Here is a 25,539-nt window from a genome sequence, read left to right on the forward strand (position 1 = left end):
ATCAGCCGGTGGCCGCGACGGAGACCGCGGTGCTGCGGCCCGACGCGGCGGCCCAGCAGCGCATCGCCTCGGCCCGCAACACGCCCGACGAGCTGAACGCCGCCGTAAACGCCGCCCGGCAGCGCCCGATCGAGCACGCCGCGCCGTCGCCCCAGCAATTCGACTTCTTCGACGACGCCCCCGACCACCAGCCTCGCTCGAACGCCCCCACGGCACCCACATCCCCGAGCGGCGCCTTCGAGCCGGCATTCAACGGCCACGCCCCCGCGCCAACGCCGACCTCCTTCGGCACCCCCTCACCCACGTCGGGCTCCTTCGGCGCCGCAACACCCGCACCGACCTCGCTGGGCACCGCAACCCCCACGTCCGGCGCATACGGCACCGCAACCCCCACGTCCGGCGCATACGGCACCGCAACGCCCACGTCCGGCGCATACGGCACCGCAACGCCCACGTCGGCCCCGTTGGGCACCCCGACGCCTTCGTCCGGCTCGTTCGGCATCGCCGCACCCGCGCGGACCCCGCTAGGCACCCCGGAGCCAACCTCAGCCTCCTTCGGCACCCCGGCGCCCACCTCCGGCGCGGTAGGTACCTCTGCGCCCGCGTCCGGCGCGTTCGGAACCGCAACGCCCGCGTCAGGCCCCTCAGGACCCGCCACGCCCACGTCAGCCGCGTCCGGGACCGCCGCGCCGACATCAGGCGCCTTCGGCACCGCCGCGCCCCAGTCGGGCGCCTTCGGCACGGCCACCCCGGCGCCACCCACATCGGGCATCTCACCGCCCACCTCGGGCGCCTTCGGGACCGCCGCGCCGACATCAGGCGCGTCCGGGACCGCCGCGCCCCAGTCGGGCGCCTTCGGCACGGCCACGCCGGCGCCACCCACGTCGAGCATCTCAGCGCCCGCGTCGGACGCATTCGGCAGCCCGGCGCCCACTTCCGGCGGGTTCGCCAAGGCGGCGCCCACCTCCGGCGGGTTCGGCGCGCCGGCGTCCACTTCGGCGGCGTTCGGCACGTCCGAGCGGAGCGAACTCGGCAGCTCTTACGCATCTGCCGCCCATAACGATCAAAGCCACCAACCCGCCCAAACCTGGCAGAACGGCTCAAGCTGGCCCGCGGAAGGGATCGGCCGGGCGCCCGACGCGCCTACGAGCCTTCTCCCCGCCGTACCGCCAAGCGCGCCGCAACAGCCGCCCCTGAGAGAAGCCACCGCGCTCTTCTCCGCGGTGCCGGGGAAGGCGGCGCAGGCCGCGAAGGTCAACGCCGAGCCCGACGCGGCCCTCGGCGCCGCCCCGGCCGTCCCGCCGTCGCCGGGTGGCCCCAAGCCCACCGGAGAGGTTGTCGAAGAGGTGGAGCCCAAGCGGGGCGAAAAGGTCGTTCGGCTGCGACCCGAGCAGACCGGTGAGGGTTACAAGAGCGTCTACTCCGAGCTCACCCGGCCCACCGTCGCCTCGCGGGTTCGGGGCGGGATCCGGATCTCGGGCGAGCTGATGATCACCTTCGGGCTGATCGTGCTGTTGTTCGCCGGCTACGAGGTGTTCGGCAACTCGGCCAAGGTTCAGGCCGAGCAGGACACCCTCGCGACCGAGCTCGACCAGGCGTGGAACGACCCGACCGTCGCGCCGGCCGCCTCCGCGCCCGCGGCCAAGGCCCCGGACGCGCCCGGCGCCAACCTGGTCGGCCGGCTCTACATCCCGAAGCTCGACAAGAAGTGGGTCGTCGTCGACGGCGTCACGCCGGCCGACATCCGCTACGCCCCCGGTCACTACCCCGACTCGGCCGATCCGGGCCAGATCGGCAACTTCTCGGTGGCCGGTCACCGGATCAAGAAGATCTTCTGGCGGCTCGACGAGCTCAAGGACGGCGACGTCATCGGTGTGGAGACCCGCACCAACTGGTACGTCTACCGGGTGTACTCGCAGGAGGTCGTGAAGCCGACCGCCGTCGAGGTCGTCGCCCCCGTGCCGGGCAAGCCGAAAGCCAAGCCGAAGCAGGCGCTGCTCACGCTGACCACCTGCAACCCGAAGTACAACAACTACCAGCGCTTGATCATCCACGCCGAGCTCGTCTCGACGACCAAGCGCGACCAGAAGCTGCCCGACGCCGGCATGCCGACCCCGATCAAGACAGGGGTCTGAGGCCGATGTACGCGTGGATCTGGCGCAAGCTTCCGTTCGGTTTCTGGGGCAAGTTGTCCACCTCGCTCGGGCTGATCGCGGCCACTACCGCGCTGCTCTGGTACGTGGTGTTCCCCTGGGCCACCCCGCTGCTGCCCTTCGACGACGTGCAGGTCGGCACGGGCACCGAGCAGCAGGGCCCGGACCCGAACGCGGTCGACTCCGACAGTCCCGATCACGGGCCGGACGAGATCCCGTACAGCACCGAGTCGAACGCTCCGCATCCTTCCGAATCCGCCACCACCGGTGGCGGCGGCCTCCCGGGTGATTGACGTGCGCATTCTGGTCATCGACAACTACGACTCGTTCGTCTTCAACCTGGTGCAGTACCTGGGCCAGCTCGGCGCCGAGTGCGTGGTGCGCCGCAACGACGAGATCTCCGTCGACGACGTCGGCACCTTCGGGGCCGCCGGTGTCCTGCTCTCGCCAGGCCCGGGCTCCCCGGAGCGGGCCGGCATCATGATGGACGTCATCACGTCGTACGCGGGAAAGCTTCCGATGTTCGGTGTGTGCCTGGGCCATCAGGCGATCGGGGCCGCGTTCGGCGCCACCGTCACCCGCGCGCCGGAGCTGCTGCACGGCAAGACCTCGCTGGTGCACCACACCGGTGACGGCGTGCTGGCCGGCCTGCCCGAGCCGTTCACCGCGACCCGCTACCACTCGCTGGCCGTGCTGCCCGAGACGCTGCCGGGCGAGATCGAGGTGACCGGCCGCACCGAGTCGGGCGTGGTGATGGCGATGCGTCACCGCGAGCTGCCGATCGAGGGCGTGCAGTTCCACCCGGAGTCGGTGCTGACCGAGGGCGGTCACACCATGCTGGCGAACTGGCTGGCCTCCTGCGGCCTGCCGTCGGCCCTGGAAAAGGCGCCGCCGCTCGCCGCCGAGGTCGAGTCCCGGCGCCGAGCGGCGTTCGCCACCGCTTAGCGAGAAGTCACTCCGGCCGGTTGCCCAGCAGCGATTCGCTGATCAGGCCGCCGCCCGTGCCGCCGCCGTTGCCGTCACCGGGCGTCGGCGTCGGCGTCGGGGTCTGGCCCGGGTCGGGCGTGTCGGGCGGCGTGCTCTGCTCGGCGATGACCGTCAGGGTCACCTTGCCGCCCTTCTTCACCGACTCGCCGGCCTTCGGGTTCTGGTCGACGACCGTGCCGGGCGTGCCGTTCGGGTCGTCCACGGTCTGGATGCTGACGTTGAACGGCCCGTTGTTGTCGAGGATGCCCTCGGCCACCGCCTGCTGGATGTCGGTCACCTTGGGCATCTTGACGAGCTGGCCGTTCGAGACGGAGACGTCGATGGTGGTGCCCGGCTCGACCTTCTTGCCCTGCTTCTCGACCTTGGTCACGACGCCGGTCGGCTGGATGCTGTCGACCGTCTCAAAGTTGGCCTTCAAGCCCAGCTCGCGCAGTCGGGCGCTGGCGTTGTCCTTCGTGCCGCCGACCAGGTTGGACGGCACGGTGACTGGGTCCGGCTTGATGCAGAGCTGGTAGGTGATCGGCGTGTCGAGGGTGACCTGCTCGCCGGCCTTCGGGCTCTGGCTCTCGACCGTGCCGTCGCAGTCGGTGTCCTGGCGCGGCGTCTCCGGGGAGACGTTCTTGAAGCCCGCTTTCTGCAGCGCCGCGATCGCGTCCTCGTTGCTCTGACCGTCGAGGTTCGGCACGGCGACCAGCACCGGCGTCGACTGGGTGGCCGTCGGCGTGGTGGTCGGCTTGTCGTCTTCGCGGGTCATGGCCAGGGCCACACCGAGCACGATCACGACCAGCACACCGAGCGCGGCCAGCGAGGCCCAGACCCACGACGAGCGGCGGTCCGGCTGTCCCGGCGGCCCGCCGACCGGACGCTGCATGGTCGTCGCCGCCTGCGGCTGCCACTGCCGCGGCTGCGGTCCCTGCTGCAGGGCCATGGTCTCGGCCTGCGACATCACCGGGGTGGCCAGCACCGGGCGCCCGGAGACGGCGCGCAGCGCGTCGGCCCGCATCTCCTGGGCGCTCTGGTAGCGGTTGATCGGGTTTTTGGCGAGGGCCTTGAGCACGATCGCGTCGACGTCCGGCGGAACCTCGTGGTTGATCTCGCTGGGCGCCTTGGGATCTTCCCGCACGTGCTGGTACGCCACGCTGACCGGGCTGTCGCCGACGAACGGCGGGTGGCCCACCAACAGCTCGAACAGCACGCAGCCGGCCGCGTACACATCGGAGCGGGCGTCGACGGCCTCGCCCCGGGCCTGCTCCGGCGAGAGGTACTGCGCCGTGCCGATGACCGCGCTGGTCTGCGTCATGGTGGTCGCGCCGCTGGCCAGGGCCCGGGCGATACCGAAGTCCATGACCTTGACCTGGCCGTTCTGCGTGATCATCACGTTGCCGGGCTTGATGTCCCGGTGGATGATCCCGTGGCGGTGGCTGAACTCCAGGGCGGCGTCGATGTCGGCGATGATCTCGAGGGCGCGGCGCACCGGGATGCGCTGCTCCTGGGCGAGGACTTCCTTGAGGGTCCGCCCGTTGACGAACTCCATGACGATGAACGGCAGTTTCTCACCGGTGGCGGAGATCTCCTCGCCGGTGTCGTAGACGGCCACGATCGCCGGGTGGTTCAGGGCCGCGGAGTTCTGGGCCTCCCGCCGGAACCTCTCCTGGAACGTCGCGTCGCGGGCCAGGTCGGTGCGCAGCATCTTGATGGCCACGTCGCGGCCGAGCCGGAGATCGCGCCCCCGGTGCACCTCGGCCATGCCGCCGTAGCCCAAGAGTTCGCCGACCTGATACCTGCCACCGAGCAGGCGGGCCTGCGCCGTCATAGCGTCTGTCGTCCTTCGTTCGCTGAAATCCAGCCGGGGTTGGCGCCCGTCTGTGTGATTAGACGGTACGACGCCGCCGGCGGTGCCCCGCCATCGACGCCCGTGTGGAATACGGCCGCGTTGTCCTGGCCCTGCTTGAGAAGGAAGGAGATGACCCCCGCGCAGAGCAGGACCAGCAGCGCGAGAACCACGGCGAGCACGATCAGCACCTGCCGCCCGCCGGAGCTCTCCGGCTTGGCGGCCGGGGCCGGCTGTGATTGATACGGCTGACGGTAGGGCTGCGGTTGAACCGGCGGACCGGATGGTACGGAAGCGGCGCCACGGGCGCCGGAGACGGGTCGCTGCGCCGGCGGGTATTGCGGGCGGGCGGCGCCGCCCACGACCGGCGAGCCGGGCATGGCCGGGCCGGACGGCGGCCGGGGGATCCCGGCCGGGCTGACCGGCGGGGCGGCGCGCATCGGCTGGGGCGCGCTCGCCGGTTGCTGGGAGGTGGAGGACAGCGACGCCGCGGCCTGGCGGGCGATGGCGGCCATGGCCGACGCCGACGGCCAGCGGGCGGCCGGGTCTTTCGCCATGGCGCGGTCGACGATGCTGCGCACCGCGGGCGGGATGTCGCCGGGCAGCGGGCGCGGGTTGTCCCGGACGTGCTTCATCGCGATCTCGAGCGGCGTGGCCCCGTCGAACGGCCGGTGGCCGGAGAGGCACTGGTAGGCGACCACGCCGAGCGCGTACACGTCGGAGGCGGGTGTGGCCACGGCGCCGGAGGCCTGCTCGGGCGAGATGTACGACGCGGTGCCGAGCACCGAGCCGGCGACGGTCAGCTGCCCGACCAGGGCCGACCGGGCGATGCCGAAGTCGGTGAGCACGAGCGTGCCGTTCGGGCGGACCAGCAGGTTGCCCGGTTTGACGTCGCGATGCACGATGCCGTTCGCGTGCGCGGCCTGGAGCGCGTCGGCGGCCTGGGCGACCAGCGCCATCGTGCGGGCCGGGGTCAGCCGGCCGACCCGGCTCAGCGTCCGCGAGAGGGCGTCGCCTTCGACGTACTCCATCACGAGGAACGCGAGCTGCTGGTCGCTGCCGTAGTCGTAGACGTCGACGACCCCGGGGTGATTGATCGTGGCCATGGTGCGTGCCTCGCCCCGGAACCGCTCGGCGAAGCCCGGCTCGTCGAGCAGCGCGGGCAGCAGGATCTTGACGGCGACCGTCCGGCCCAGCACCTCGTCGGTGCCGCGCCACACGTCGCCCATCCCACCGCCGGCGATGCGCTCGTCGAGACGGTAGCGCCCGCCGAGGGTCACCCCAGGGCTGATCATGCTCAGTCCCCTCCCCGACCGGCCGCGGCCTTCATGATGAGCCCGGCGATCCGGGCCGCCTCGGCGCTGGCATGGCCGCCGGGCACGTTCTCCAGCATGACGCAGACCGCGGAGACCGCCTCGCCCTTCTCGTTGTAGGCGAATCCGATGAACCAGCCGTGCGGGTCGGCGCCCTCGGCGTTCTGCGCCGTACCGGTCTTGCCGCCCACCTCGAAGCCGCTGATCTTGGCCTTCTTGCCGGTACCGCTCTTGACGACGCTGACCATCATCTCTTTGAGATCGGAGGCGACGGACTCGTTGATCGGCGTACGCAGGGTCTTCGGCTCGGCGTTGTAGATCGAGCGACGGTCCGGGCTGAGCAGCTGCTGCACCAGGTACGGCCGCATCTGCTTGCCGCCGTTGGCCACGGTGGCGGCCATGAGCGCGCCCTGCATCGGCGTCATCCGCACGTCACGCTGCCCGATCGACGACTGGGCCAGGGCGCCCTTGTCGACGCTGCCGTCCGGGTTGGCGATCTTGCCGGTGTCGCTGGCCGCGACCGGCAGGCCGTCGCCCTCGAGGTTGCCGACCTCGAGGCTGTCGTCCTCGAAGCCGAACGCCTTCGCCGTCTCGAGGACCTTGTCGCGGCCCAGCTTGACGCCGAGCTTGGCGAAACCGGTGTTGCAGCTCTCGGTCAGCGCCTCCTTGAGGGTGACCTCGCCGTCGGGGCAGACCTCGTCCTCGGCGTTGCGGATGACCGCACCGCTCTCCTTGTAAACGCTGCCGGCCGGGATCTCGGTCTGCTGGTTGTAGCCGTTCTGCAACGCGGCCGCCGACACGATCACCTTGAAGGTCGAGCCGGGCGGCAGCGTCTCCTGCGTGGCCCGGTTCAGCAGCGGCTGGTCCTCAGCTTTGTTGAGCTTGTTGTACGCCGCCGCGGCCGCCTTCTCGTCGTGGCTGACCAGTGGGTTCGGGTCGTAGCTGGGAATCGAGACCATGGCCTGCACGGCGCCGGAGCGCGGGTCGATCGCGACCGCGGCGCCCTTCTCCACGTCGCGCTCGTTGTTGAGCAGCTGCTTGTACGCCGTCTCCTGCGCGCTCGGGTTCAGCGTCAGCACGACGTTGCCGCCACCGGTGTCGTTGCCGGTGAACATGTCCTTCACCCGGTCGGCGAACAGCTTGTCGCTCTCCCCCGAGAGGAAGTCGTTCTCGCTGTTCTCGATGCCCGTGGCGGCCAGGCCGACCGGCCGGTAGCCGAGCACCGGCGCGTAGACCTCCTTCTTGGGGTACACGCGCAGGTACTTCAGGGTGTCGTCGGTGACCTTGTTGGTGGCCAGCCCGATGCCGCCCGCCTCGATCACACCGCGCGGGCGCTCGTACTGCGCCACCACGACGCGGCGGTTGTACTCGTTCGTGCGGTAGGTGTCGGCCTTGTAGGCCTGCACCCAGTTGAGGTTGGCGAAGAGCAGGCCGAACAGAACGAGGATGACCACGCCGGCCCGCCGGAGGGGTGCGTTCACGGCTTGATCACCTCCGTCATGGCGCCGTGGAGCTGGGTGGGAGCCTTCTTGGGTCCGCCGGGGCGGTCGCCGCCACCACCACTCCCCGCGGGCCCTCGGGCCGCGTTGGAGATTCTCAAGAGCATCGCGATCAACAACCAGTTCGCCATCAGTGACGAGCCACCCGCCGAGAGGAACGGCGTGGTCTGGCCCGTGAGCGGGATCAGTCCGGTGATGCCACCAAGGATGACGAAGACCTGCAAACCGAGGGTGAACGCGAGGCCGCCGGCGACCAGCTTGCCGAACGAGTCGCGCACCGCGAGGCCGGCCCGCAGGCCGCGCTCGACGATCAGCAGGTAGATCACCAGCAGCGCGGAGAGACCGAACAGGCCGATCTCCTCACCCATGCCGGCGAAGATGAAGTCGGTGCGCACCTCGGGCACGAAGCCCGGCGACCCCGAGCCCGGACCGGACCCGAACAGCCCGCCCGTGCCGAGCGCGAGCAGGCCCTGCACCAGCTGGTAGCTGCCGCCGACCCGGTCGTAGTTCTCGGTCGCGAACGGCTCGAGCCACACCTCGGCGCGGTCGTAGAAGTTCGCGAACGGGCCGCCGACCGAGGCGCCCAGCAGGTAGGCCAGGTAGACGCCGCCGAAGAACAGCAGCAGGCCGATGATCAGCCAACTGGCCCGTTCGGTCGCCACGTACAGCGTCACGACGAACAGGCCGAAGTAGAGCAGCGCGGTGCCCAGGTCCTTTTCGAAGACCAGCACCAGGAGGCTGAGCAGCCACACCGTGACGACCGGTCCGAGGTCGCGCCCGCGCGGGAAGTCGATGCCGAGGAACCGGCGGCTGGCCAGCGAGAGCACTTCTCTCTTGTGGACCAGGTAGTACGCGAAGAACGAGACCAGGGCCAGCTTGGCGAACTCGCCGGGCTGGATCGAGAACGAGCCGACCCGGATCCACAGCTTGGCGCCGTTGATCTCGGACAGGCTCGACGGCAGCACGGCCGGGATCATGACGAGCACGATGCCGACCAGGCCCAGGGTGTACGCGTACCGGGAGACCACCTTGTGGTCACGCACCACGAGCAGCAGCACCGCGGCCAGGATCAGCGCGGCCAGCGTCCAGGCCAGCTGCCGCCCGCCCGTGCCGGCGAAGAAGCCCGGCTCGGGCTCGTTGTTGGCGATCGAGCGGGCCAGGTCGAGGCGGCGCAGGAAGCCCACACCGAGCCCGTTGACCAGGGCCACGGCCGGAATCAGGACCGGGTCCGCGTACGGCGCGGTGTAGCGCACCACGACGTGCAGCCCCAGGAAGAGGACGCTGAGCAGCGCCGCCGGCACCCAGAAGGTCGCGGTGATCTTGTCGAACTGGTTGGCCTCGACGATGGCGCCGTACGCCGCGACGAGCGCCATGGCGAACGCGAGCAGACCCAGCTCGGCGTTGCGCTGGGTCTTCATTCCCGGGATACGCGACATCTCACCCGTGGAGCTGGGCGTGGGAGCCGGTACGGCGGGCGCGGTCAAGAGGTATCCCCAGACGTTGTCGAGCCGGAGCTCAGTTGACGGTCCGGCACCCGACCGGATCGACGACCGGGGGCGCTGACTCGGTGACCTGAGCTGACGGCGGGAGAGCGGGTGCGGTGGTGGCGGCACCCGCCGGCGGCGCCGTGGGCGCCGGAGTGGTGGGAGCCGCGGCCGCGGCGGCCGCGGTGCTGCACAGCGGCTTCAGGTTCGGGTTGGACGGCTGGTCGACGGTGAGCTCGGTCAGCACCCGCTGGGCGTCCGGCCGGTCCTCGGCGTGGATGCCCTGCTTCACCCTGTCCTGCGCGACCAGTGTCAGGTCGTCGAGCCGGGTCGGGCTGGTCTCGTTCACCGTCGACAGATCGAGGCCGGCGACCTGCCCCGGCACGCCGCGGAATATCGCGATCTGACCGGCGTCGGTCGCGCCGACGTAGTACTGGTCCTGGGTGTAGCGATAGCCCAGCCAGAGACCGCCGCCGAGCACGCCGAGCAGCACGAGCACCAGCAGGCTGGTGCGGACCGGGTGGCCCTTGGGCGCCGGCTCCTCCGGCTGCTGCGGCTCGGGCTGCGGCTGCGCCGGCCGTGGGGCCTGCAGCGCGGCGGCCCGCGAGGCCGGGGTGGAAGTGTCGGCGACCGTGTTGTTGCCCCGGTCGATCGAGGCGGCGCCGCCGACGATGGGCGCCTGCTCGACGATGTCGGCGTCGGTCGCGTCCGCTATCACCACGGTGATGTTGTCCGGACCGCCGCCGCGCAGCGCGAGCTGCACCAGCCGTTCCACGCAGGCCTGCGGGTCGGCGATCTCCCGCATCGTCTGGCCGATCGTGTCGGCGCTGACGACACCGGAGAGACCGTCGCTGCAGATCAGGTAGCGGTCACCCTTGAGCACCTGGCGAACCGAGTACTCCGGGTCGATGTCCCGGCCGTCGAGGGCGCGGGTCAGCAGCGACCGCTGCGGGTGGCTGCTCGCCTCCTCGGGGCTGACGCGCCCCTCGTCGACGAGCATCTGCACGTACGTGTCGTCCTTGGTGATCTGGGCGAACTCACCGTTGCGCAGCAGGTAGGCCCGGCTGTCACCGATGTGCACCATGCCGAACTTGCTGCCCGAGAAGAGCACCGCGGTCAGCGTGGTGCCCATCCCCTCGAGCTGCGGGTTGGCGTCGACGGTGTCACGCAGATGCTGGTTGGCGAGACCGACCGCGTGGCGCAACGCGTCCACCAGAGCGTCACCGGGGACGTCCTCGTCGAGCGGAGCCATCGCGGCGATGACGATATTGGAGGCGACGTCTCCGGCGGCCATGCCGCCCATCCCGTCGGCGACAGCAAGCAGCCGCGGCCCGGCGTAGACGGAGTCCTGGTTCAGGTCTCGGATCAGACCGCGGTCGCTCTGAGCGGCGTAGCGCAGGGTCAGGGTCATGGCCGTAACTCGAGTGAAGTGCGACCGATACGGATCGGTACGCCAAGGGGGACGGGAGTAGGTCCGGAGACCTTACCGCGGTCGAGGTACGTGCCGTTCGTCGAGCCGAGATCCTCGACGAACCACTGACCGTCCCGCGGCACGAGCCGAGCGTGCCGAGCGGAGGCGAAATCGTCGGTGATGATGAGGGTGGAGTCCTCAGCACGACCGATAGTGATCGGAGCCTCACTCAGCGTGATTCGCGTACCGGCCAGCTGGCCGGCGGTCACCACGAGTTGCCGTGCCGCCTTACCGCGCTTGGCCTTCGCCGGCGGCGGACCCGCGGGCACCGTGCCACCCACCCCCCGAGGGCTGGCGACGATGCCCTTGGACCGAGCCCCGGCGAAGAGATCCTTACGGATCACCCCCACCACCGTGAACACGAAGATCCACAGAAGGATGAGGAAGCCGAACCGGGCGACGGTGAGGACGAATTCGGGCAAGGTCGCTAGCCGTCCACTCGGAAGGTGAGCGTGGTCGTCCCGAGCTGGATCATGTCGCCCGGGTTGAGGGCCACGGCCGAGACGCGCTGCCCGTTGACCATCGTCCCGTTCGTCGACCCGAGATCGGTCAGCACGACCTGGTTGCCGTCGTAGTCGAGCCGCGCGTGCCGCCGCGAGATGCCGACGTCGGGCAGGCGAAGGTTCGCCTGGTCGCCACGGCCGATCACGGTCGAGCCCATCTGGAGCGGGTACGTACGCCCGTCACCCGAGATGAGGCCCACGCTGCCGCGCCCGTTCGGCATGCCGCCGCCACCGTGCTGCTGGTAGCCACCCTGGTCGTACGGCGGGTACTGCGGCCCGGCGTCGTAGGCCGGCTGCTGCACCGGGGCGACCTCGCCACCCGTGTAGACCTCGGCCGTCACGCGGAACATGCCCGTGTCGAGCCCGTCCCCACGCTCGATCTCGACGATCACGTCGCCGTAGACCGTCCAGGCCTGCTCACCGATGAACTCGGCCTGAGACTGGGCCAGCTCCTGGGCCAGCGCGGCGGCATAGGGCGCCAGCCGGCTGTGGTCATAAGGTGAGAGGTCGATCACGTAGCGGTTCGGCACCAGCGTGCGGCCACCGGCCAAGATGGCCTTGTGCGCCTCTGCCTCCCGCTGCATGGCATTCAGAATCTCCACAGGGTGCACGACACCCTTGAAGACCTTGGCGAAGGCCCCTTCGACCAGGCCTTCCAATCGCTTCTCAAAGCGCTGCAGCACGCTCACCGGCTCCTCCTCGGCTTCCGAGGACATGATGGTATCCGGCCGCCGCTTGCGCATCTTTAGCTCAAGGACGACCGGCACTTCTGACCCTCGTATGACACCCGTAGACGCCGTGCTAGTCTTCTCGGCGTCACAGGCGATATCAACTCGCATGGTGACGTGCGACAGCGTAGTCTGTCGCAGCTAGTAACAAAAAGGCAGGCCTTCGGGCAGGCTTTATAGCCACGGGGATGTGGCGGAATGGCAGACGCGCACGGTTCAGGTCCGTGTGTCCGAAAGGACGTGGGGGTTCAACTCCCCCCATCCCCACGAGTCGCAGGCGCCCCTGTGTCCGCTGAGAAGCGCGGACCGGGGCGCCTCGTCATATCTGCCTGGGGGGCGACCCCCCAGACCCCCACGGTGCGGTGGGCGCGGTGCGTGAGTCGGTTGCGGTGGGCGCAGCGGGTACCCGCGTGGGTGAGTTTCTTTGGTGAGATTTCTTCAGTCTGAAGTTTCGTCGGAGCGCGAGATCACGATTTGGATTCGTGGACGTGTCGCGGGCGCCGGGCGCGTCGGCGGAGTTGAGTGATTTGTCTCTTTTAGGGGTTTGGGTGGGTCCCGTCGCAACGGGACCCACCCAGACCCCAGCCACCCTCCAACCGCAACCAGAACGACAGCCCCCCGGGGTCCCAGCAGCGATGGCCAAGGTCTGGGGCAGAGCCCCAGGAATAACAGCCCCCACCAAAGCGCTCGCCTGCCCAGGTGACTCCCCTACCCCCCGCTATGCTCGGCGGCGAAAATCGACAGGTGGCCAAAACCCCATGGAGCGTGCTGTGACCGCCAACCAGACCGACGTCCGATCGGGCAAGCGCAGCGTCCTGGGAGTAATGGTCGACATCACCGACTACGCCACCGCCACCCAGCAGATCATCGAGGCGGCCCACGCCCGGCGCCCGTACGCCGTGACCGCCCTGGCCGTACACGGCGTCATGACCGGCGTGGAGGACAAGGCCCACAACGCCCGCCTCAACTCCTTCGACCTGGTGACCCCCGACGGCCAGCCCGTCCGCTGGGCCCTCAACCTTCTCCACCACGCCAACCTGGCCGACCGCGTCTACGGCCCCACCCTCACCCTGAAAGTGGTGGAGAGGGCCGCCGCCGACGGCCTGCCGATCTACCTGTACGGCTCGACGCAGCCGACCCTCGACCGCCTGGTGCCCGCCCTGGAGCGCATGTTCCCCGCGCTGAAGATCGCCGGAGTCGAGGCCTCGAAGTTCCGGACCAGCCACCCCGGTGAGGCCGAGGAGATCGCCGAGCGGATCAAGGCGTCCGGCGCCCGGATCGTTCTGGTCGGTCTGGGCTGCCCGCGGCAGGAAATCTTCACGTACGCCATGCGCCCGCTTCTCGACATGCCGCTTCTGGCCGTGGGTGCCGCCTTCGACTACCACGCCGGCCTGCTGAAGAACCCGCCCGCGTGGATGCAGAAGTACGCCCTCGAGTGGCTCTGGCGTCTCGGCCTGGAGCCCAAGCGCCTGTGGAAGCGGTACGTCCTGCTCAACCCGGCCTACCTGGCCCGCCTGGCCGCTCAGCGCAGCGGACTGTGGAAGGCGACGCCGCCCGCGCCGGCCACCGAGCCGGTCACTTCCTTCGCGGTCTAGGACAAACCGCTCCACTGTGGGCGCTCGGGGTTTACCCGCGTGTCGGAGAACACTCCCCTACGGGTGTCGGTCCGGTGATAACCCGGTTTCGCTTCGTGCGCGCCGGGTGAAGGCTGGTCGATGTGAACACCGTTGCGGACCTCATCCTCGCCGGCGCCCTGGTCGCCGTCTGGCTCACCGCCGGACTGCTGGCCGACAGGCTGTCGGCCGCCCGTTCGGCGCGTGAGCTCCGCCGCCGCGCCGGCACTCTCACCGCGCTGGTCGCGGCGGGCGCCTCGGTGTTCGTCGCCGTCCCGGTGGTGACCGGTCTTCTGCCGGGCGATTCGGCGGCTCCGGCCGCCGCGCTGGCCTCGGCCGTGCCGGCTCTGATCGTGCTCACGGCGAGCCTGCACAGGTTGAGCCGGGTACGTCGCGGCGCGGGCGCGTTCGCCTCGGCCCCGCAGACTCCGGTTCCGCCCGGCCTGCGTGCCGCCGCCGCGCACCCGTTGATGCTGGTTCCGTTGCAGGTGACCGCGCTGGCCACATTGCTCGGTCTGCCGATCGCGGCGCGGGTGGTGGAGGTGCCCGGCGCCGACCTGGCCGGCATCGCGATCACCGTGGTGGGTGTGGCCGTGCTGGCCATCGGGATCCGGGCGGCCCTGCGGCACAGCCGGCTCAGCGTGCTGGTGCTCGCGCCGATGGGGCGCGGCCGGCCGAAGATTCCGGCCGGCATCCGCTAGTTCTTCTTGGCTTCCTGCACGTAGAGCAGTTCGAGGATGGAGCGCGCCGCCTCGAACCAGCGGTCCAGCCAGTCCGACGGCGGCAGCGTGCCACGTGCCGGCAGTTCCATCAGCAGGCCGCGGAGCAGCGGGTGGTCGGCCATCGACTGGGAACTGGAGTCGGGCCAGCCACTCGACGGGAAGACCGGCTCGGACAGCCCTTGAAGGTCGAGCGACGGCAGCTTGGCCGCGCGGTCGAGCGGGCTGGTGGGCTCGATGCTGTGCGACCGGCCCGGCGATCGCACGGGCAGCCCCGACGAACTGTCGCTGTTGTCCGAGAGTGCGTCGCGCCGGTTCTGGCGGTACGCGCTGACTCCTCCACTGAACCGGTCCTGCGCCGTGGAGGAGGAACCGCTGCTGAGGTTTTCCGAACCAATCGTCATATGTCTGCCCTGCCTCGCTAGCTTTTGGCGGTTCAACGAGGCGGCTGCGCAAATGACTACGGCCGGCTCTCCCGCTCGGCGGGAGGGCCGGCCGCGTCGCGACGCCGACCGCGAGGTCAGAGGTCGAACTCGCCGTCCTTGGCACCGCCGACGAACGCGTCCCACTCGGCGGCGGTGAAGATCAGCGCCGGACCGTCCGGGTTCTTGGAGTCGCGCACCGCGATGGCCTCATCGACGAACGCCACCTCGACGCAGTTGTCGGAGTTGGGGCCGCTGCGCGTGCTCTTGAACCACTGTGCGTGGCTCAGATCGAGCCGGAAACCCTTCGATTCGACTTCCACAATGGCTCCTCTACCAGCATTTCAATCATCTCGATGGACTCCTCCGGGGGGAGGGCCGTCGCCTGGATGCTCTCGAAGATGGAGATGTACTTACCGAGCTCCTCGGCCTTCTCCAGAAACAGTCCGCCGGTCGCGCTGTCGATGTAGACCACGTCCGCGTCCCCCTCCTCTTCGAACTCGAGAATGGCGAACGTGCTGTCCATGCTCGCATGCGCGCCGACCGCGAACGGCAAGATCTGCAACGTGACGTTCGGCAACCGTGCGGCGTTGATCAATTTCGCCAATTGATCAACCATGACCGCGTCGCCGCCGACCGGCCGGCTCACCACCGCCTCATCGAGCACCACCCAAAGATCGATCGGATCGTCCTGAATCAATAACGACTGCCGCTCCATCCGGACGCGCACTCGCTGCTCGATTTCCTGGTCGTTGTCCCCCAACCGGGCGGCCCGAATCATCGCAATTGCATACTCTTCGCTCTGCAGAAGACCAGGGATGACCTGCTGTTCGTACGTCCGGATGCACCTGGTCGCCGCCTCGAGTCCCACATAGGCGCCGCTCAAAACCGTCGAAAAGGGATGCCACCATCCCTTTTGCCTTGCTTCTCGGGCAATTTGGACAAGTTCTTGCGCCACGGCGGCACTTACGCCATAAATGTCCAACATGGCCGAAACATCGCCAGGCGTGGCGCTCGTATGGCCCGTCTCGATTCGGGATACTTTGGACGTGGAACATCCGAGTCGCTCGGCCACCATGTCGATCGTGATTCGGGCCGCCTCCCGGTGCCGGCGCAACTCGACCCCGAGCCGGCGACGGCGAATGGTGGGACTGCGATGCTGATTCACAAGCACCAGTCTCCTGTCGATCATTTAATGATTCAAGTTGACGGCCGCCAAGACCAACAATCACGGATGGCTGACATGCAACTTGCATCGATCCGACTCGTGGTGCAATCTTTTCGGTATGGCTCGTATCACTCTGTCAACTCGGAGGATGCGACCAAGCGCGGCCCAGTGCACCGATACGGCGCCGATTGCACGGTGCCGATCCTCACCACGTCCGAATTGGACTGATCCACTAGGGATCCTTGAGCAGGATCAGTCATGGTGACGTTCCGCAACGCTTTCGGTGATTGGCATCATCGGATGCTTGCAATGGCGTTTCTGCCGTGCACACTTGTTGCTTCCGTGTCAAGGTTCACCCCGAGACGATTACAGGGCAGGAGTTGACGTGTTACCTCGGTCCGGTGATGTCATACACGTGACAAAGGCGGCCAGCGTCCAGTTCGCGGCGCCGATGCTCTTCCGTGTCATCCGGGTCCATGACTGGCCCACCTACGAGGGCTGGATCTGGCTGGACGGTTACGAGCTCAACCCCACGGGAGACGCGGTCGAGCGACGATCGATCTTCGTCCAGGTCAGCGGTCTACGTGCCGTCGGCAAGGCGCCCGACCCCCGGGCGCGCAACGGCCGGCAGCCGGGCCTGGGCAGCGGTGTCGTCCAGAACCGCGCCGCACGCGCCAACCGCTGAGGCGTCACTGACCGTCCGTATCGGCGCCCGGCGTGGCGCCGGTGGTCGCGGTCGTCGGTACGGTCGTCGCGGCATCAGCGGCGACCACGAGCGTGACGACAGTGTCCGGTGGTACTTCCTGCCCCTCCGCCGGATCACTGTCGACCACGGTCCCCGCCGGCGCGTTCACCGCACGGTATTTGATCCGATAGTTCAGGCCGGTCTCGTTCAGCGCCGATTCCGCCGCCGCTAGCGCCAAGCCGCGCAGCGCGGGCACGGTGACCTCCGTGTCCGTCGGGTCGGTGGTGGTCGGAGTCGGCGCGGTGGTCGTCGTCGGCGGCGCCGTGCTGGGCGCGGTGGTCTCCGTGGTCGCGCTCGTGGCCGTGGTGGCCGTCCGCGTCGGTGCGGCCGCCGACGACGTCGTCACCGCCGGCGTCGGCGTGTCGTCGCTGTCGTCGTCCTGCACGATCAGATAGATCGCCCAGCCCAGGACCCCGAGCAGAACGAGCGCGATGATGCCGACCACGATCGGCATCCACCAGCGGTCGCGCCCGGGCGGCTCGGCGTCGGCCGCGGCCCAGTCGACCTCGGGATACCCCCGGCCCGGCTGCGGCGCGCGCACCTCGGCCCGCCCCGACCAGGCCGGGTTGGCCCGGCTCGGCGCCCAGTCGTCGACCGGCATGACGGCGGTCGGCGCGTCTTTGACCGGCGTGTCTTTGTAGGCCGGCACCGTGCGTACGTCGTCAAGCGTGTCGTCAGTCCGGGCGCCGCCCGACAGCGTGTCCTCGTCCGACGGCGGCGGCGCCTTCGCCGGCTCGACCTTGGTCTCGTCATCCGTCTCGTCGTCGGCGGCGGGTACGGCCTTCGTCTCGTCGGCGGCGGGTACGGCCTTCGTCTCGTCGGCGGCGGGTACGGCCTTCGTCTCGTCGGCGACGGCAGGCAGGTCGAGCCGGGTCGCGTCGCCGGCCTTGCCGGGCCCGGCGGCGTCGGGCTTGCCCGGGCCGGCGGCAGGCTTGTCGGGCCCGGTCGAGTCCTCCGCCGCGGGCTCGCCGGGCCGCTTCTCGTCGGACATCAGCCACTCCTCCGGCTAGGTCACCCGCATGGGTCAACGTATCGAATCTTGGGGGACGTGTCTGGCCTCCGCAGGACAAACACACCAGGTGAGCCCGGGTGAAACGGCCATCCGTGCGGTTACCGACGGATTAGCAGGCATCGGCGCTTACCGCTACAGTGCCCGGCATGGCCGACAAACGGGCCGGCAACAAGGCCGACGATGGCTGGATCGTGCGAGTGGCCACCGCCGCCGGAGTGGCGGCGGGCGCCGGCGCCGCCCAGCTGGGCCTGGGCTACGGCCTGGGCGTGGTGGCGTGGCCGAGCGCCACGACGCCGGACGACAGCGTCTGGCTCGGCAGTCTCGGCTGGGCCACGTGGATAGCGGCCAGCGCCACGGTCTTCGGCGCCGTCATCGGCAGCCGGGTCCGCGGTGGTCCGGGTCCTCGGTCAACGGCCGCTTGGCGCTTCGCCCTGGCCGCCTGCGCGGCCCTGGGCGCCCTGGTGACGGTCGCGCTGATCGCTCTTCCGGCTCGTTCGGCCGTACGCCCGGACACGTTCACACCCCAGGTGATCGCCGGCGGCTACGCCGCGATCGGCCTGCTCCTGGGCTTGATAGTCGCCTTCTGGGCCGTCTCCTCGACCCCAGTGGCGGCCAACCTGATCGCCACCACCGGATGGCTCTGGGCCTTGGCGATCGCCGCCATCATCGTCGAGCTGGCCACCAACCGAACGTCAGCCACGTACCTGACAAGCTGGCAGTTCGCCGAGGTCGCCTCGAGCGGCCGCTACGGAGCCATCTACTGGCCGAGCGCCCTGCTGACCTTGGCCGCCGCCTTCCTGGTCGGCGCCATCACCGTCGCCCCCGCCGCCCGCCGCGGCGACCTCAGCGCCGCCGCCGCCACCTCGGGCGCGGCCGGCCCGCTGCTGGTCGCCTTCGCATTCCTGGCCCTGGCCCCACGCCTGACCGGCGCCCTGGGCCCGATCGAGTCCGCCTACTTGATCGCCCCCTACGCCGTCCTCACCGGCCTGGCCGGCTCCGCCTTGACCGTCACCGCCACCCGCTCCACCATCACCCGCCGAGCCACCCGCTCCGCCGCCGCCTCCTCTTCCACCGCCGCCGCCTCCTTCTCTTCCTCCGCCGCTGCCTCCTCTTCCGCCGGCTCCTCCTCCTCCTCTTCCTCCGGCACCGACGACACCACCGCCGCGGTGCCCCTCACTTCCCGCTCCGCCCACACCCCGCCCGCGGCGGTACCAGCACCTACGCCCTCTCCGCGGCCAGCACCCTCGGCGTCACCCGTCTCGACAGCCTCTCCGTCACCCATCGCGACCGCGCCGCCCACGCCTTCGGCTTCGCCCGCACCGGCCGAGGCATCGCCCAAGCCCTTCTCGGGTCCTGCGCCGACCGCTGAAACCGCGTCCGCAAAACCCGCCAAGGTGAAACGCGGACTATTCGGTCGCTCGAAAGTTCCCGCCTCGTCAGGTGTCGCACAAACGGACGAATCGCCGCTGGCACAGGACCGCTCGACTGCGGACACTCCCGAAATCGCGGCCGTTCCCGTAGCCAAGGCCCGCCTCGCAGCCAGGGACGCCTCCGCAGCCAGGGACGCCTCCGCAGCCAGGGACGCCTCAGCAGCCAGGGACGCCTCCGCAGTCAAGGCCGTTCCCGTGGCCGAAACCCTCCCCACAGCTAACACCGCTCCCGCAGCCAACACCGTTCCCGCGGCCAGGGCTGTTCCCGAGACCAAGACCGGTCCCCCGGCCAAGGCGGTTCCCGCAGCCAAGGCTGTTCCCGCGGCCGCCAGCCGGAACGCCGCACAAGCCACCTCCCGCGTCGGCGACAAGCCCAAGCGATCGACCAGAAAGCCGGAGCAATCCAGCGACGACCTCGGATTGGTCAGCGGCGCACCCGAGCAGCTCAGCGACCAGCGTGAGCGGGTCGTCGACCAGCCCGGACGAGTCAGCGACAAGCCCGGACGAGTCAGCGACAAGCCCGGACGAGTCAGCGACAAGCCCGAGCGGATCGCCGACGCGTCCGAGCGGATCGCCGACGCGTCCGAGCGGATCGCCGGCGCACCCGATCGGGCCGCCGACACGTCCGGGCGGGTCGCCGGCGAATCTGGGTGGAGCTCCGAGAAGACCGCCGAGATCAAGCCCATCGGCAACGCGCCGGTTGTCGACCCGGAGATTGCGGCCGCTGCCCGTCCTACGCGGGGCCGGCCGGCGAAGAAGGCGGCTCCGAAGTCGACGGTCACTCCGCCGCCGTCCACTCCGACCATTGCGCAAATCAACCCGAAACCCCCGCAGCAGCGGGACTAAGCACTGGGCCAGGTGTGGACCGGCTCGTCGGTCTGTTGCAGAGACCAGTAGCGGAGCAGCATCTCGCGGAGGGCGGCCGGACGGGTCAGGCCCCGGTGGTGTTCGGCGTGGCGTACGAAATCGGTCTGCCAGGTGGCGCCGTTGCGGGCTAGCCGGCACCGTTCGTCGATGACCGCGAGCAGGCGGTCGCGCAGGGAAGGGTCGACGCCGTAGAGGTCCAGGCCGGCATACGCCTTCGGCAGCAGCACCGAGCGCACCAGGTCGGTGACCGCTATCTCGCCCCGGCCGGGCCAGGTCATCGTCGCCTCGATGCCGCCGCGGGCGCCGGCGTGGAAGTTGGCGCGGGCCGCGGCGAAGGGCAGGCGGGACCAGATCGGCCGTTCCTCCTCGGCCAGTTGGCGCACCACGCCGTAGTAGAAGGCCGCGTTGGCCAGCAGGTCGGTCAGGGTCGGCCCGGACGGCAGCACCCGGTTCTCCACCCGCAGGTGGGGGCGGTCCTCCGTGACGTCGTAGACGGGCCGGTTCCACCGGTAGACCGTGCCGTTGTGCAGGCGCAGTTCCCCCAGGTGGGGCACTCCGCCCGCCCGCAGGACCTCGAACGGATCTTCGCGGTCCAGGATCGGCAGCAGCGGCGGAAAGAATGTGACGTTCTCCTCGAACAGGTCGAAGACGGACGTGATCCACCGTTCGCCGAACCACACCCGTGGGCGTACGCCCTGCGCCTTGAGCTCGTCCGGGCGCGTGTCGGTGGCCTGCTCGAACAGGGCGATCCGGGTTTCCGCCCACAGCCGGCGTCCGTACAGGAAAGGCGAATTTGCCCCTATCGCCACCTGGGGGCCGGCGATCGCCTGGGACGCGTTCCAGAATCGGTGGAAGCGGTCCGGCGGCACCTGAAGGTGGAACTGCACGCTGGTGCAGGCCGCCTCCGGCGTGATCGAGTCGCTGGCGCTCTGCAGTCGTTCGACGCCGTGGATGTCGACGCGGAACTGTTCGCCGCGCGCGCCGGCCATCTCGTCGTTGAGCAGGCGGTAGCGCTCGTTGGCGGAGAGGCTTTCGAGCACCAGGTCGCCGGGGGTGAGGGTGGGCAGCATGCCGATCGTCACGAGCCGGCAGTCGGCTTTGGCGGCGGCCCGGTCCAGGCTGTCGCGCAGCGCGTGTTCATAGTCGGCGAGGCCGCGGCCGGTGATGGGGCGCGGCGGGACGTTCAGTTCGAGGTTGAACTGGCCGAGCTCGGTCTGGAACGACGGGTCGTCGAGGCGGGCCAGGACTTCGGCGTTGCGCATGGCCGGCCGGGCGTCGGCGTCGATCAGGTTGATCTCGATCTCGAGGCCGGTCATGCCGTCACGCGAGGCGAAGGCGCCCTGGTCGAGCATCTGAGCGAATGCGTCGAGGCAATGCCGCACTTTGTGTCTGTACTGCACGCGATCTTCGGGTGCGAAACCCACTTGCCCTCCCGGCACGGCCAGGGACGAAACGGACGTCGATCACCACTCTGTGAGCGAACCTTTACGCCCGGTCCACCTTGCCATCCCGGCGGGCGGTAACACCAGTAAACGAAGAGCCGCCGTCCGACATGCGGACGGCGGCTCCGAAGTAGAGCGTCAGGCCTCAGGCGCGGCGTACGGCCTCGCCCTCGATCTCGATCTTGATCTTCTTGCTGACCATGACGCCACCGCTCTCGAGGGCCATGTTCCAGGTCAGGCCCCAGTCCTCGCGGTCGATCTCGGTGTGCGCGCTGAAACCGAAGACCGACTGGCCGTACGGGCTGGTGCCGGCACCCTCGAACTCGACGACCAGCTCGACCGGCTTGGTCACGCCCTTGATGGTGAGCTCACCGTCGAGGACGAACTCGGCGCCGGAGTGGCTCTTGATGCCGGTGCTGCGGAACTCGAGGGTCGGGTACTTCTCGGACTCGAAGAAGTCGCCGCTGCGGAGGTGGTTGTCGCGGTCGACCTGGCCGGTCTCGATGCTGGCGGCGTTGATCGACGCGGTGACCGAGGACTGCAGCGGGTCCTCAGCGATGGTGATCACGGCGCTGGCCTCGGCGAACTGGCCGCGGACCTTGCTGACCATGAGGTGTCGCGCCACGAACCCGACGCGCTTGTGCGCGGCATCCAGGTCGTAGGTGCCGGCGGCCGGGATCTGCAGACCCTCGAAGGCGCGAGTGGTGGCGACGGACTCGGTCATGACAATTCCTTCTCTCGAAGCACGGGACGGTCGGTGTTTGTCTGACACAGCAACTATATGCCAAGCAATATTCCACGTGTCAAGGGCCGGTGTAGGATGGTCATGTGAGTACGAACCTGGATGACCCCCGCTTCACCGCCATCGGGCTGTTCACCGAAGCGTTCACGGGGCTGACCAATCGTTTCGCCGCCCAGTTCGAGGAACACCGCCTCTCAGCCGTCGAGTTCGAGGTGCTGATGAGGCTCGCCCGCTCCCCTGGTCACCGGCTCCGCATGACCGACCTCGCCGGTCAGACCTCTTTGTCCACTAGTGGTGTCACCCGTGTCGTCGACCGGATGGACCGCGACGGCCTGGTCCGCCGCGAGGCCTGTGCCACCGACCGCCGCAGCTCGTACGCGGTGATCACCGATGACGGCCGGCAGCGGCTCGACGAGGTGCTGCCGGGGCATCTCGAGCTGCTTCAGCAGTGGTTCATCGGCCAGCTCAGCCCGGCCGAGCTGGACGGGATGATGACCTCGCTCCGCCGCATTCGGGACGCCGTCAACCCGTGCGCGACGGCCGGCAGCACCGACGCCGAGGAACCCGCCGCAGCCGCCTGATCACGGCCGGTGGCGCCGCCGGGCGACAACCGGCAGAAGTACCGGCAGGATCGGGCGACGCGGTGACCAAAAGGGACAAATCTCCCCGTTTTCCCGGCCCTGCGCGGCTACTGTGATCGCGCAGGGGGATGCGGCGCGACCGAGGCGCGTGCGGGGCTGACGGGGGAGCTTCGTTCTCGCCGCGTAACTGGTGGGGCGTTGCGACGGCCGGCGCGTGGGGGGCACGATCGCCGGCCGTCGCCGCCCCTCCTCCGCCAAGAAAGCGCCGTCAAGACAGCGCCGCCTAGACAAGGCCGCCTAGACAAGGCCGCCTGGACAAGGCCGTCAGAACAGGTCGCCGAGCCTCGCGCGATCTCGCGGCAGCAGGGTGATCCCGCCGGTCCGGCAGAGCTCCCGCAGCCGCTGCTCGGCCGCCTCGCGCTCCTCGGCGTTGGGCGTGCTGACGATCAGGCCGACCAGAGCCTCGACCGTGTCTCGAGGATCATGGCTTCCCTCGTACGCGTCGACAGCCGCCGAGAAGCACTCGGCCGCCCTCTTGTTCTCGCCCCGGCGCAGCGCGATCGCCGCCTCCACGATCGCGGCCGGGCCGTCCGGCGGTTGATCGCCCTCGGGGCGGAGCTGGTTCCGCACCGCGCTCGCCTCGGCGACGCGGCCCGACTCGGCCAGCGCCTGGCCGATCGTGGCCAGCAGCCGCCGCCGATGATTCGGGTCGCCGACCTCGCTCAGCTCGGTCATCGCGCTGCGCCCCAGCCGCTCGGCCTCCTCGGGATGCCCGTCCAGGCGCGCCACCTCGGCCAGGTTGGCCAGCGCCACCGCGCGCAGCCGGAGCTCGCCGCACGCGCCGGCCAGCTCGTCCACCGCGGCCAGGCGGCGCCGCGCGGCCGGCAGGTCGCCCTCCCTGATCTCGTGCCAGGTCAGGTTGTTCTCGGCGATGGCCATGTCCCGCGTACGGCCACCGCGGCGGGCCAGGAGCAACGCCGCCTCGCCGTGTCGCCGTGCCTCGCCGAACCCGCCGGTGGTCATCCACAGGGACGCGAGCTGGGTGTGCGCGGTGAGCTGGCCGGCCGCCGAGCCGAGCCATTCGAACTCGGCCAGCGCCGCGGTCGCCGAGCCGATCTCCTCGGCACCGGCGCCGTGTTCGAGCGCGAGCTGGGCCAGGCCGATACGTGCCCAGGCCCGGACGGCCGGGTCGGCGTCGGCGGTACGGGGATCGTCGACGAGCCGGCGCAACCACTGCCGCCCCGTGACGTCGCGCCCGCGGAACCGCCACCAGCGCGGCAGCGCGGCCGCTATCCGCAGCGCGGTGTGCGGGTCCTCCCGCGCCGCGAACGCCAGCGCCGCGCCCAGGTCGCCGGCGACGCTGTCGAGGCGGTCGGCCGCCTCGGCCAGCCGGACGCCGATCAGGTCGGGCGCTGTGCGCTGGGCGAGATCGGCCAGGGCCAGCGCGTGCCGCCGCCGCGCCTCGGTCAGCTCGCCCTCGGCCGCGGCCCGTTCGGCCGCGAAGTCGCGCACCACGTCGAGCAGCCGGAACCGGAAGGCCCGGCGGCCGCGCACGCTGAGCAGGCCCAGCTCGAGCAGCCGGTCGAGCAGGTGCACCACGTCGGCGTGGTCGTCGCCGATCAGCTGCTCGGCCAGCTCGAGCGACCAGCGGTACCGGAACATGGCGAGCCGGCGCAGGGCCCGCTGCTCGCCGTCGTCGAGCAGCCGGTAGCTCGCCGCCACCGCCTCGCGCAGCGACACCACGGTCTCGCGGGCGGGCAGCCCGGAACCGGGACGGTCGAGGTCGAGCACCCGGTCCCCGTACCGGTCGAGGATCTCGGGAACGGTCAGCACGCGCCCGCGCGCGGCGGCCAGTTCGATGGCGAGCGGCAGCCCGCCGAGCCGGCGGACGAGCGCGGCCAGGGGTGTCACCTCGTCGGGCTCGAGCTCACGGCCCAGACGCTGGAGGAAAAGACCGACCGCGGGGTACGCCGCCACGTCCGGCCGGGCGTTCGTGGTCTCGGAGGGCGGTGCGGTGAGCGGGGCGACCGGCCACACTCTTTCCGCCCGCAGGCCGACCGGGTGCCGCCCGGTGGCGAGGAACCGCAGCTCGGGCAGGCGTTCGAGGAGGCGGGCCAGGCTCTCGGCGGCGGCCTCGGGTGAGCGCTCGACCGCGTCGACGAAGAGCAGGGCAGCCCGGCCACCGAGCCGTTCCCGCAGGTCGTCGGGGCCGCCCACACCGAATTCGGCGGCGATGCTGCCGAGCATCTCGCCGACCGTGCTGCCATCGGTGATCACCACGCCGGCCACGCCGCCGGGGTAGGTGCGGGCGACCCGGCGCGCGACCACGAAGGCGAGGCTGGTCTTGCCGACCCCGGCGATGCCGACCAGGGTGAGCCCGCGCGGGCCGTCGGGATCGGTCAGCAGGGTGTCGAGCTCGGCGATGTCGTCGTCGCGGCCGATCAGCTCGACGGTCTGCAGAACCCGGAGGAAGCCGGTGGACGGCGGCGCCGGTTCCTCAGTGGACTGGCCTCGGGCCGCGGCCAGGAACGCCTCCCGCTCGGCGCCGGCCAGACTCAGCGCGGCCGCCAGCAACTCGGCCGTCGTGCGCTGAGGGCGGGACGCCCGGCCGCGTTCCAGATCGCGAACGGTCCGGACGCCGATGGCGGCCCGGGCGGCCAGTTCCTCCTGGGTCAGCCTGGCGGTGAGCCGGTGGCGGCGCAGCACGAGGGCGAAGCCGGAACCCGCCCGGTCGTCCACCTCGTCAGCCGCCATGAGACCGAACCTATGCAGGGCGGACGTCACCCGCGAGCAGAGATCCGCTCTTGTCGGAAAGCGGACGCCCGGATG

The 25,539-nt window shown here is 70.2% G+C and carries 23 protein-coding genes and 1 tRNA gene; 9 read left to right on the top strand and 15 right to left on the bottom strand.

Annotation, left to right across the window (positions count from 1 at the left end; translation table 11 throughout):
• Position 1: 1 nt before the first annotated feature.
• The gene (locus tag ACGFJ7_RS44145; RefSeq protein WP_392648224.1) at positions 2 to 1,012 is read right to left on the bottom strand and encodes a hypothetical protein; all 1,011 of its coding nucleotides are present in this window, start codon (positions 1,010 to 1,012) and stop codon (positions 2 to 4) included.
• 211 nt (positions 1,013 to 1,223) lie between these two features.
• Between ACGFJ7_RS44145 and ACGFJ7_RS44150 the strand changes: the two genes are divergently transcribed.
• The 3 genes from ACGFJ7_RS44150 to ACGFJ7_RS44160 are packed head-to-tail and all read left to right on the top strand — an operon-like array spanning position 1,224 to position 3,098.
• On the top strand, positions 1,224 to 2,135 hold the full coding sequence (locus ACGFJ7_RS44150) for a class E sortase (RefSeq protein WP_392648227.1): 912 nt from the start codon (positions 1,224 to 1,226) through the stop codon (positions 2,133 to 2,135).
• Positions 2,136 to 2,140: 5 nt separating this feature from the next.
• Positions 2,141 to 2,446, top strand: coding sequence for a hypothetical protein (locus tag ACGFJ7_RS44155; RefSeq protein WP_360248034.1), 306 nt, complete (start codon positions 2,141 to 2,143; stop codon positions 2,444 to 2,446).
• 1 nt (position 2,447) lies between these two features.
• Positions 2,448 to 3,098 carry an aminodeoxychorismate/anthranilate synthase component II gene (locus tag ACGFJ7_RS44160; RefSeq protein ID WP_360248032.1) on the top strand — a complete coding sequence of 217 codons (651 nt, stop codon included), beginning with the start codon at positions 2,448 to 2,450 and terminating at the stop codon, positions 3,096 to 3,098.
• 7 nt (positions 3,099 to 3,105) lie between these two features.
• Here the strand turns inward: ACGFJ7_RS44160 and pknB are convergent, their stop codons facing one another.
• From pknB to ACGFJ7_RS44195, 7 genes are all read right to left on the bottom strand, one after another.
• On the bottom strand, positions 3,106 to 4,953 hold the full coding sequence (gene pknB / locus ACGFJ7_RS44165; RefSeq protein WP_360248030.1) for a Stk1 family PASTA domain-containing Ser/Thr kinase: 1,848 nt from the start codon (positions 4,951 to 4,953) through the stop codon (positions 3,106 to 3,108).
• A complete protein-coding gene (locus ACGFJ7_RS44170) occupies positions 4,950 to 6,266 on the bottom strand; it encodes a protein kinase (RefSeq protein ID WP_360248028.1) in 1,317 nt (438 codons plus the stop codon). The genes pknB and ACGFJ7_RS44170 overlap by 4 nt, the downstream gene beginning before the upstream one ends.
• 2 nt (positions 6,267 to 6,268) lie before the next feature.
• Positions 6,269 to 7,765 carry a penicillin-binding protein 2 gene (locus ACGFJ7_RS44175; protein WP_360248026.1) on the bottom strand — a complete coding sequence of 499 codons (1,497 nt, stop codon included), beginning with the start codon at positions 7,763 to 7,765 and terminating at the stop codon, positions 6,269 to 6,271.
• Positions 7,762 to 9,219, bottom strand: coding sequence for an FtsW/RodA/SpoVE family cell cycle protein (locus ACGFJ7_RS44180; protein ID WP_360248331.1), 1,458 nt, complete (start codon positions 9,217 to 9,219; stop codon positions 7,762 to 7,764). The genes ACGFJ7_RS44175 and ACGFJ7_RS44180 overlap by 4 nt, the downstream gene beginning before the upstream one ends.
• Positions 9,220 to 9,298: 79 nt before the next feature.
• On the bottom strand, positions 9,299 to 10,678 hold the full coding sequence (locus ACGFJ7_RS44185; protein WP_360248024.1) for a PP2C family serine/threonine-protein phosphatase: 1,380 nt from the start codon (positions 10,676 to 10,678) through the stop codon (positions 9,299 to 9,301).
• On the bottom strand, positions 10,675 to 11,160 hold the full coding sequence (locus ACGFJ7_RS44190; RefSeq protein WP_360248022.1) for an FHA domain-containing protein: 486 nt from the start codon (positions 11,158 to 11,160) through the stop codon (positions 10,675 to 10,677). The genes ACGFJ7_RS44185 and ACGFJ7_RS44190 overlap by 4 nt, the downstream gene beginning before the upstream one ends.
• A 5-nt stretch (positions 11,161 to 11,165) precedes the next feature.
• A complete protein-coding gene (locus ACGFJ7_RS44195; RefSeq protein ID WP_360248020.1) occupies positions 11,166 to 11,957 on the bottom strand; it encodes a DUF3662 and FHA domain-containing protein in 792 nt (263 codons plus the stop codon).
• A 196-nt stretch (positions 11,958 to 12,153) separates the two neighbouring features.
• Here ACGFJ7_RS44195 and ACGFJ7_RS44200 point away from each other — a divergent pair.
• The 3 genes from ACGFJ7_RS44200 to ACGFJ7_RS44210 all read left to right on the top strand — a co-directional run bounded on the left by ACGFJ7_RS44200 (position 12,154) and on the right by ACGFJ7_RS44210 (position 14,283).
• Positions 12,154 to 12,236, top strand: a tRNA-Leu gene (locus ACGFJ7_RS44200).
• 557 nt (positions 12,237 to 12,793) lie between these two features.
• Positions 12,794 to 13,564 (top strand): WecB/TagA/CpsF family glycosyltransferase, encoded by a 771-nt coding sequence (locus tag ACGFJ7_RS44205; protein ID WP_360248329.1) that lies wholly within the window; start codon positions 12,794 to 12,796, stop codon positions 13,562 to 13,564.
• 122 nt (positions 13,565 to 13,686) lie between these two features.
• Positions 13,687 to 14,283 (top strand): hypothetical protein, encoded by a 597-nt coding sequence (locus ACGFJ7_RS44210; RefSeq protein ID WP_360248019.1) that lies wholly within the window; start codon positions 13,687 to 13,689, stop codon positions 14,281 to 14,283.
• Here ACGFJ7_RS44210 and ACGFJ7_RS44215 read toward each other — a convergent pair.
• From ACGFJ7_RS44215 to ACGFJ7_RS44225, 3 genes are all read right to left on the bottom strand, one after another.
• A complete protein-coding gene (locus ACGFJ7_RS44215) occupies positions 14,280 to 14,705 on the bottom strand; it encodes a hypothetical protein (protein ID WP_360248017.1) in 426 nt (141 codons plus the stop codon). The genes ACGFJ7_RS44210 and ACGFJ7_RS44215 overlap by 4 nt on opposite strands.
• A gap of 116 nt (positions 14,706 to 14,821) precedes the next feature.
• Positions 14,822 to 15,046 carry a DUF397 domain-containing protein gene (locus tag ACGFJ7_RS44220; RefSeq protein WP_360248015.1) on the bottom strand — a complete coding sequence of 75 codons (225 nt, stop codon included), beginning with the start codon at positions 15,044 to 15,046 and terminating at the stop codon, positions 14,822 to 14,824.
• The gene (locus ACGFJ7_RS44225) at positions 15,010 to 15,891 is read right to left on the bottom strand and encodes a helix-turn-helix transcriptional regulator (RefSeq protein WP_360248327.1); all 882 of its coding nucleotides are present in this window, start codon (positions 15,889 to 15,891) and stop codon (positions 15,010 to 15,012) included. Before ACGFJ7_RS44225 ends, ACGFJ7_RS44220 begins: the two co-directional genes overlap by 37 nt.
• Positions 15,892 to 16,276: 385 nt before the next feature.
• Between ACGFJ7_RS44225 and ACGFJ7_RS44230 the strand changes: the two genes are divergently transcribed.
• Positions 16,277 to 16,576, top strand: a complete 300-nt coding sequence (locus ACGFJ7_RS44230) for a hypothetical protein (RefSeq protein WP_360248013.1) — start codon at positions 16,277 to 16,279, stop codon at positions 16,574 to 16,576.
• Positions 16,577 to 16,580: 4 nt separating this feature from the next.
• Here ACGFJ7_RS44230 and ACGFJ7_RS44235 read toward each other — a convergent pair whose 3' ends face one another.
• On the bottom strand, positions 16,581 to 17,627 hold the full coding sequence (locus tag ACGFJ7_RS44235; RefSeq protein WP_392648235.1) for a PASTA domain-containing protein: 1,047 nt from the start codon (positions 17,625 to 17,627) through the stop codon (positions 16,581 to 16,583).
• 167 nt (positions 17,628 to 17,794) lie between these two features.
• Here ACGFJ7_RS44235 and ACGFJ7_RS44240 point away from each other — a divergent pair, with 167 nt between their 5' ends.
• Positions 17,795 to 19,924, top strand: a complete 2,130-nt coding sequence (locus ACGFJ7_RS44240) for a hypothetical protein (protein WP_392648237.1) — start codon at positions 17,795 to 17,797, stop codon at positions 19,922 to 19,924.
• Here ACGFJ7_RS44240 and ACGFJ7_RS44245 read toward each other — a convergent pair.
• Complete coding sequence (locus ACGFJ7_RS44245) at positions 19,921 to 21,384, bottom strand: glutamate--cysteine ligase (RefSeq protein ID WP_392648239.1); 1,464 nt, start codon at positions 21,382 to 21,384, stop codon at positions 19,921 to 19,923. The two genes, ACGFJ7_RS44240 and ACGFJ7_RS44245, sit on opposite strands and share 4 nt — an antisense overlap.
• Before the next feature lie 148 nt (positions 21,385 to 21,532).
• A complete protein-coding gene (locus ACGFJ7_RS44250) occupies positions 21,533 to 22,111 on the bottom strand; it encodes a YceI family protein (RefSeq protein WP_203774324.1) in 579 nt (192 codons plus the stop codon).
• A gap of 104 nt (positions 22,112 to 22,215) precedes the next feature.
• Between ACGFJ7_RS44250 and ACGFJ7_RS44255 the strand changes: the two genes are divergently transcribed.
• Positions 22,216 to 22,710: a MarR family transcriptional regulator gene (locus tag ACGFJ7_RS44255; RefSeq protein WP_360248006.1), complete on the top strand. Its 495-nt coding sequence runs from the start codon at positions 22,216 to 22,218 to the stop codon at positions 22,708 to 22,710.
• Positions 22,711 to 23,034: 324 nt separating this feature from the next.
• On the opposite strand, the gene ACGFJ7_RS44260 is transcribed toward ACGFJ7_RS44255, so the two are convergent.
• Complete coding sequence (locus tag ACGFJ7_RS44260) at positions 23,035 to 25,464, bottom strand: helix-turn-helix domain-containing protein (protein ID WP_360248004.1); 2,430 nt, start codon at positions 25,462 to 25,464, stop codon at positions 23,035 to 23,037.
• Positions 25,465 to 25,539 lie beyond the last annotated feature (75 nt).

This window comes from Actinoplanes sp. NPDC048988 (assembly GCF_043197815.1).
Lineage (GTDB): Bacteria > Actinomycetota > Actinomycetes > Mycobacteriales > Micromonosporaceae > Actinoplanes.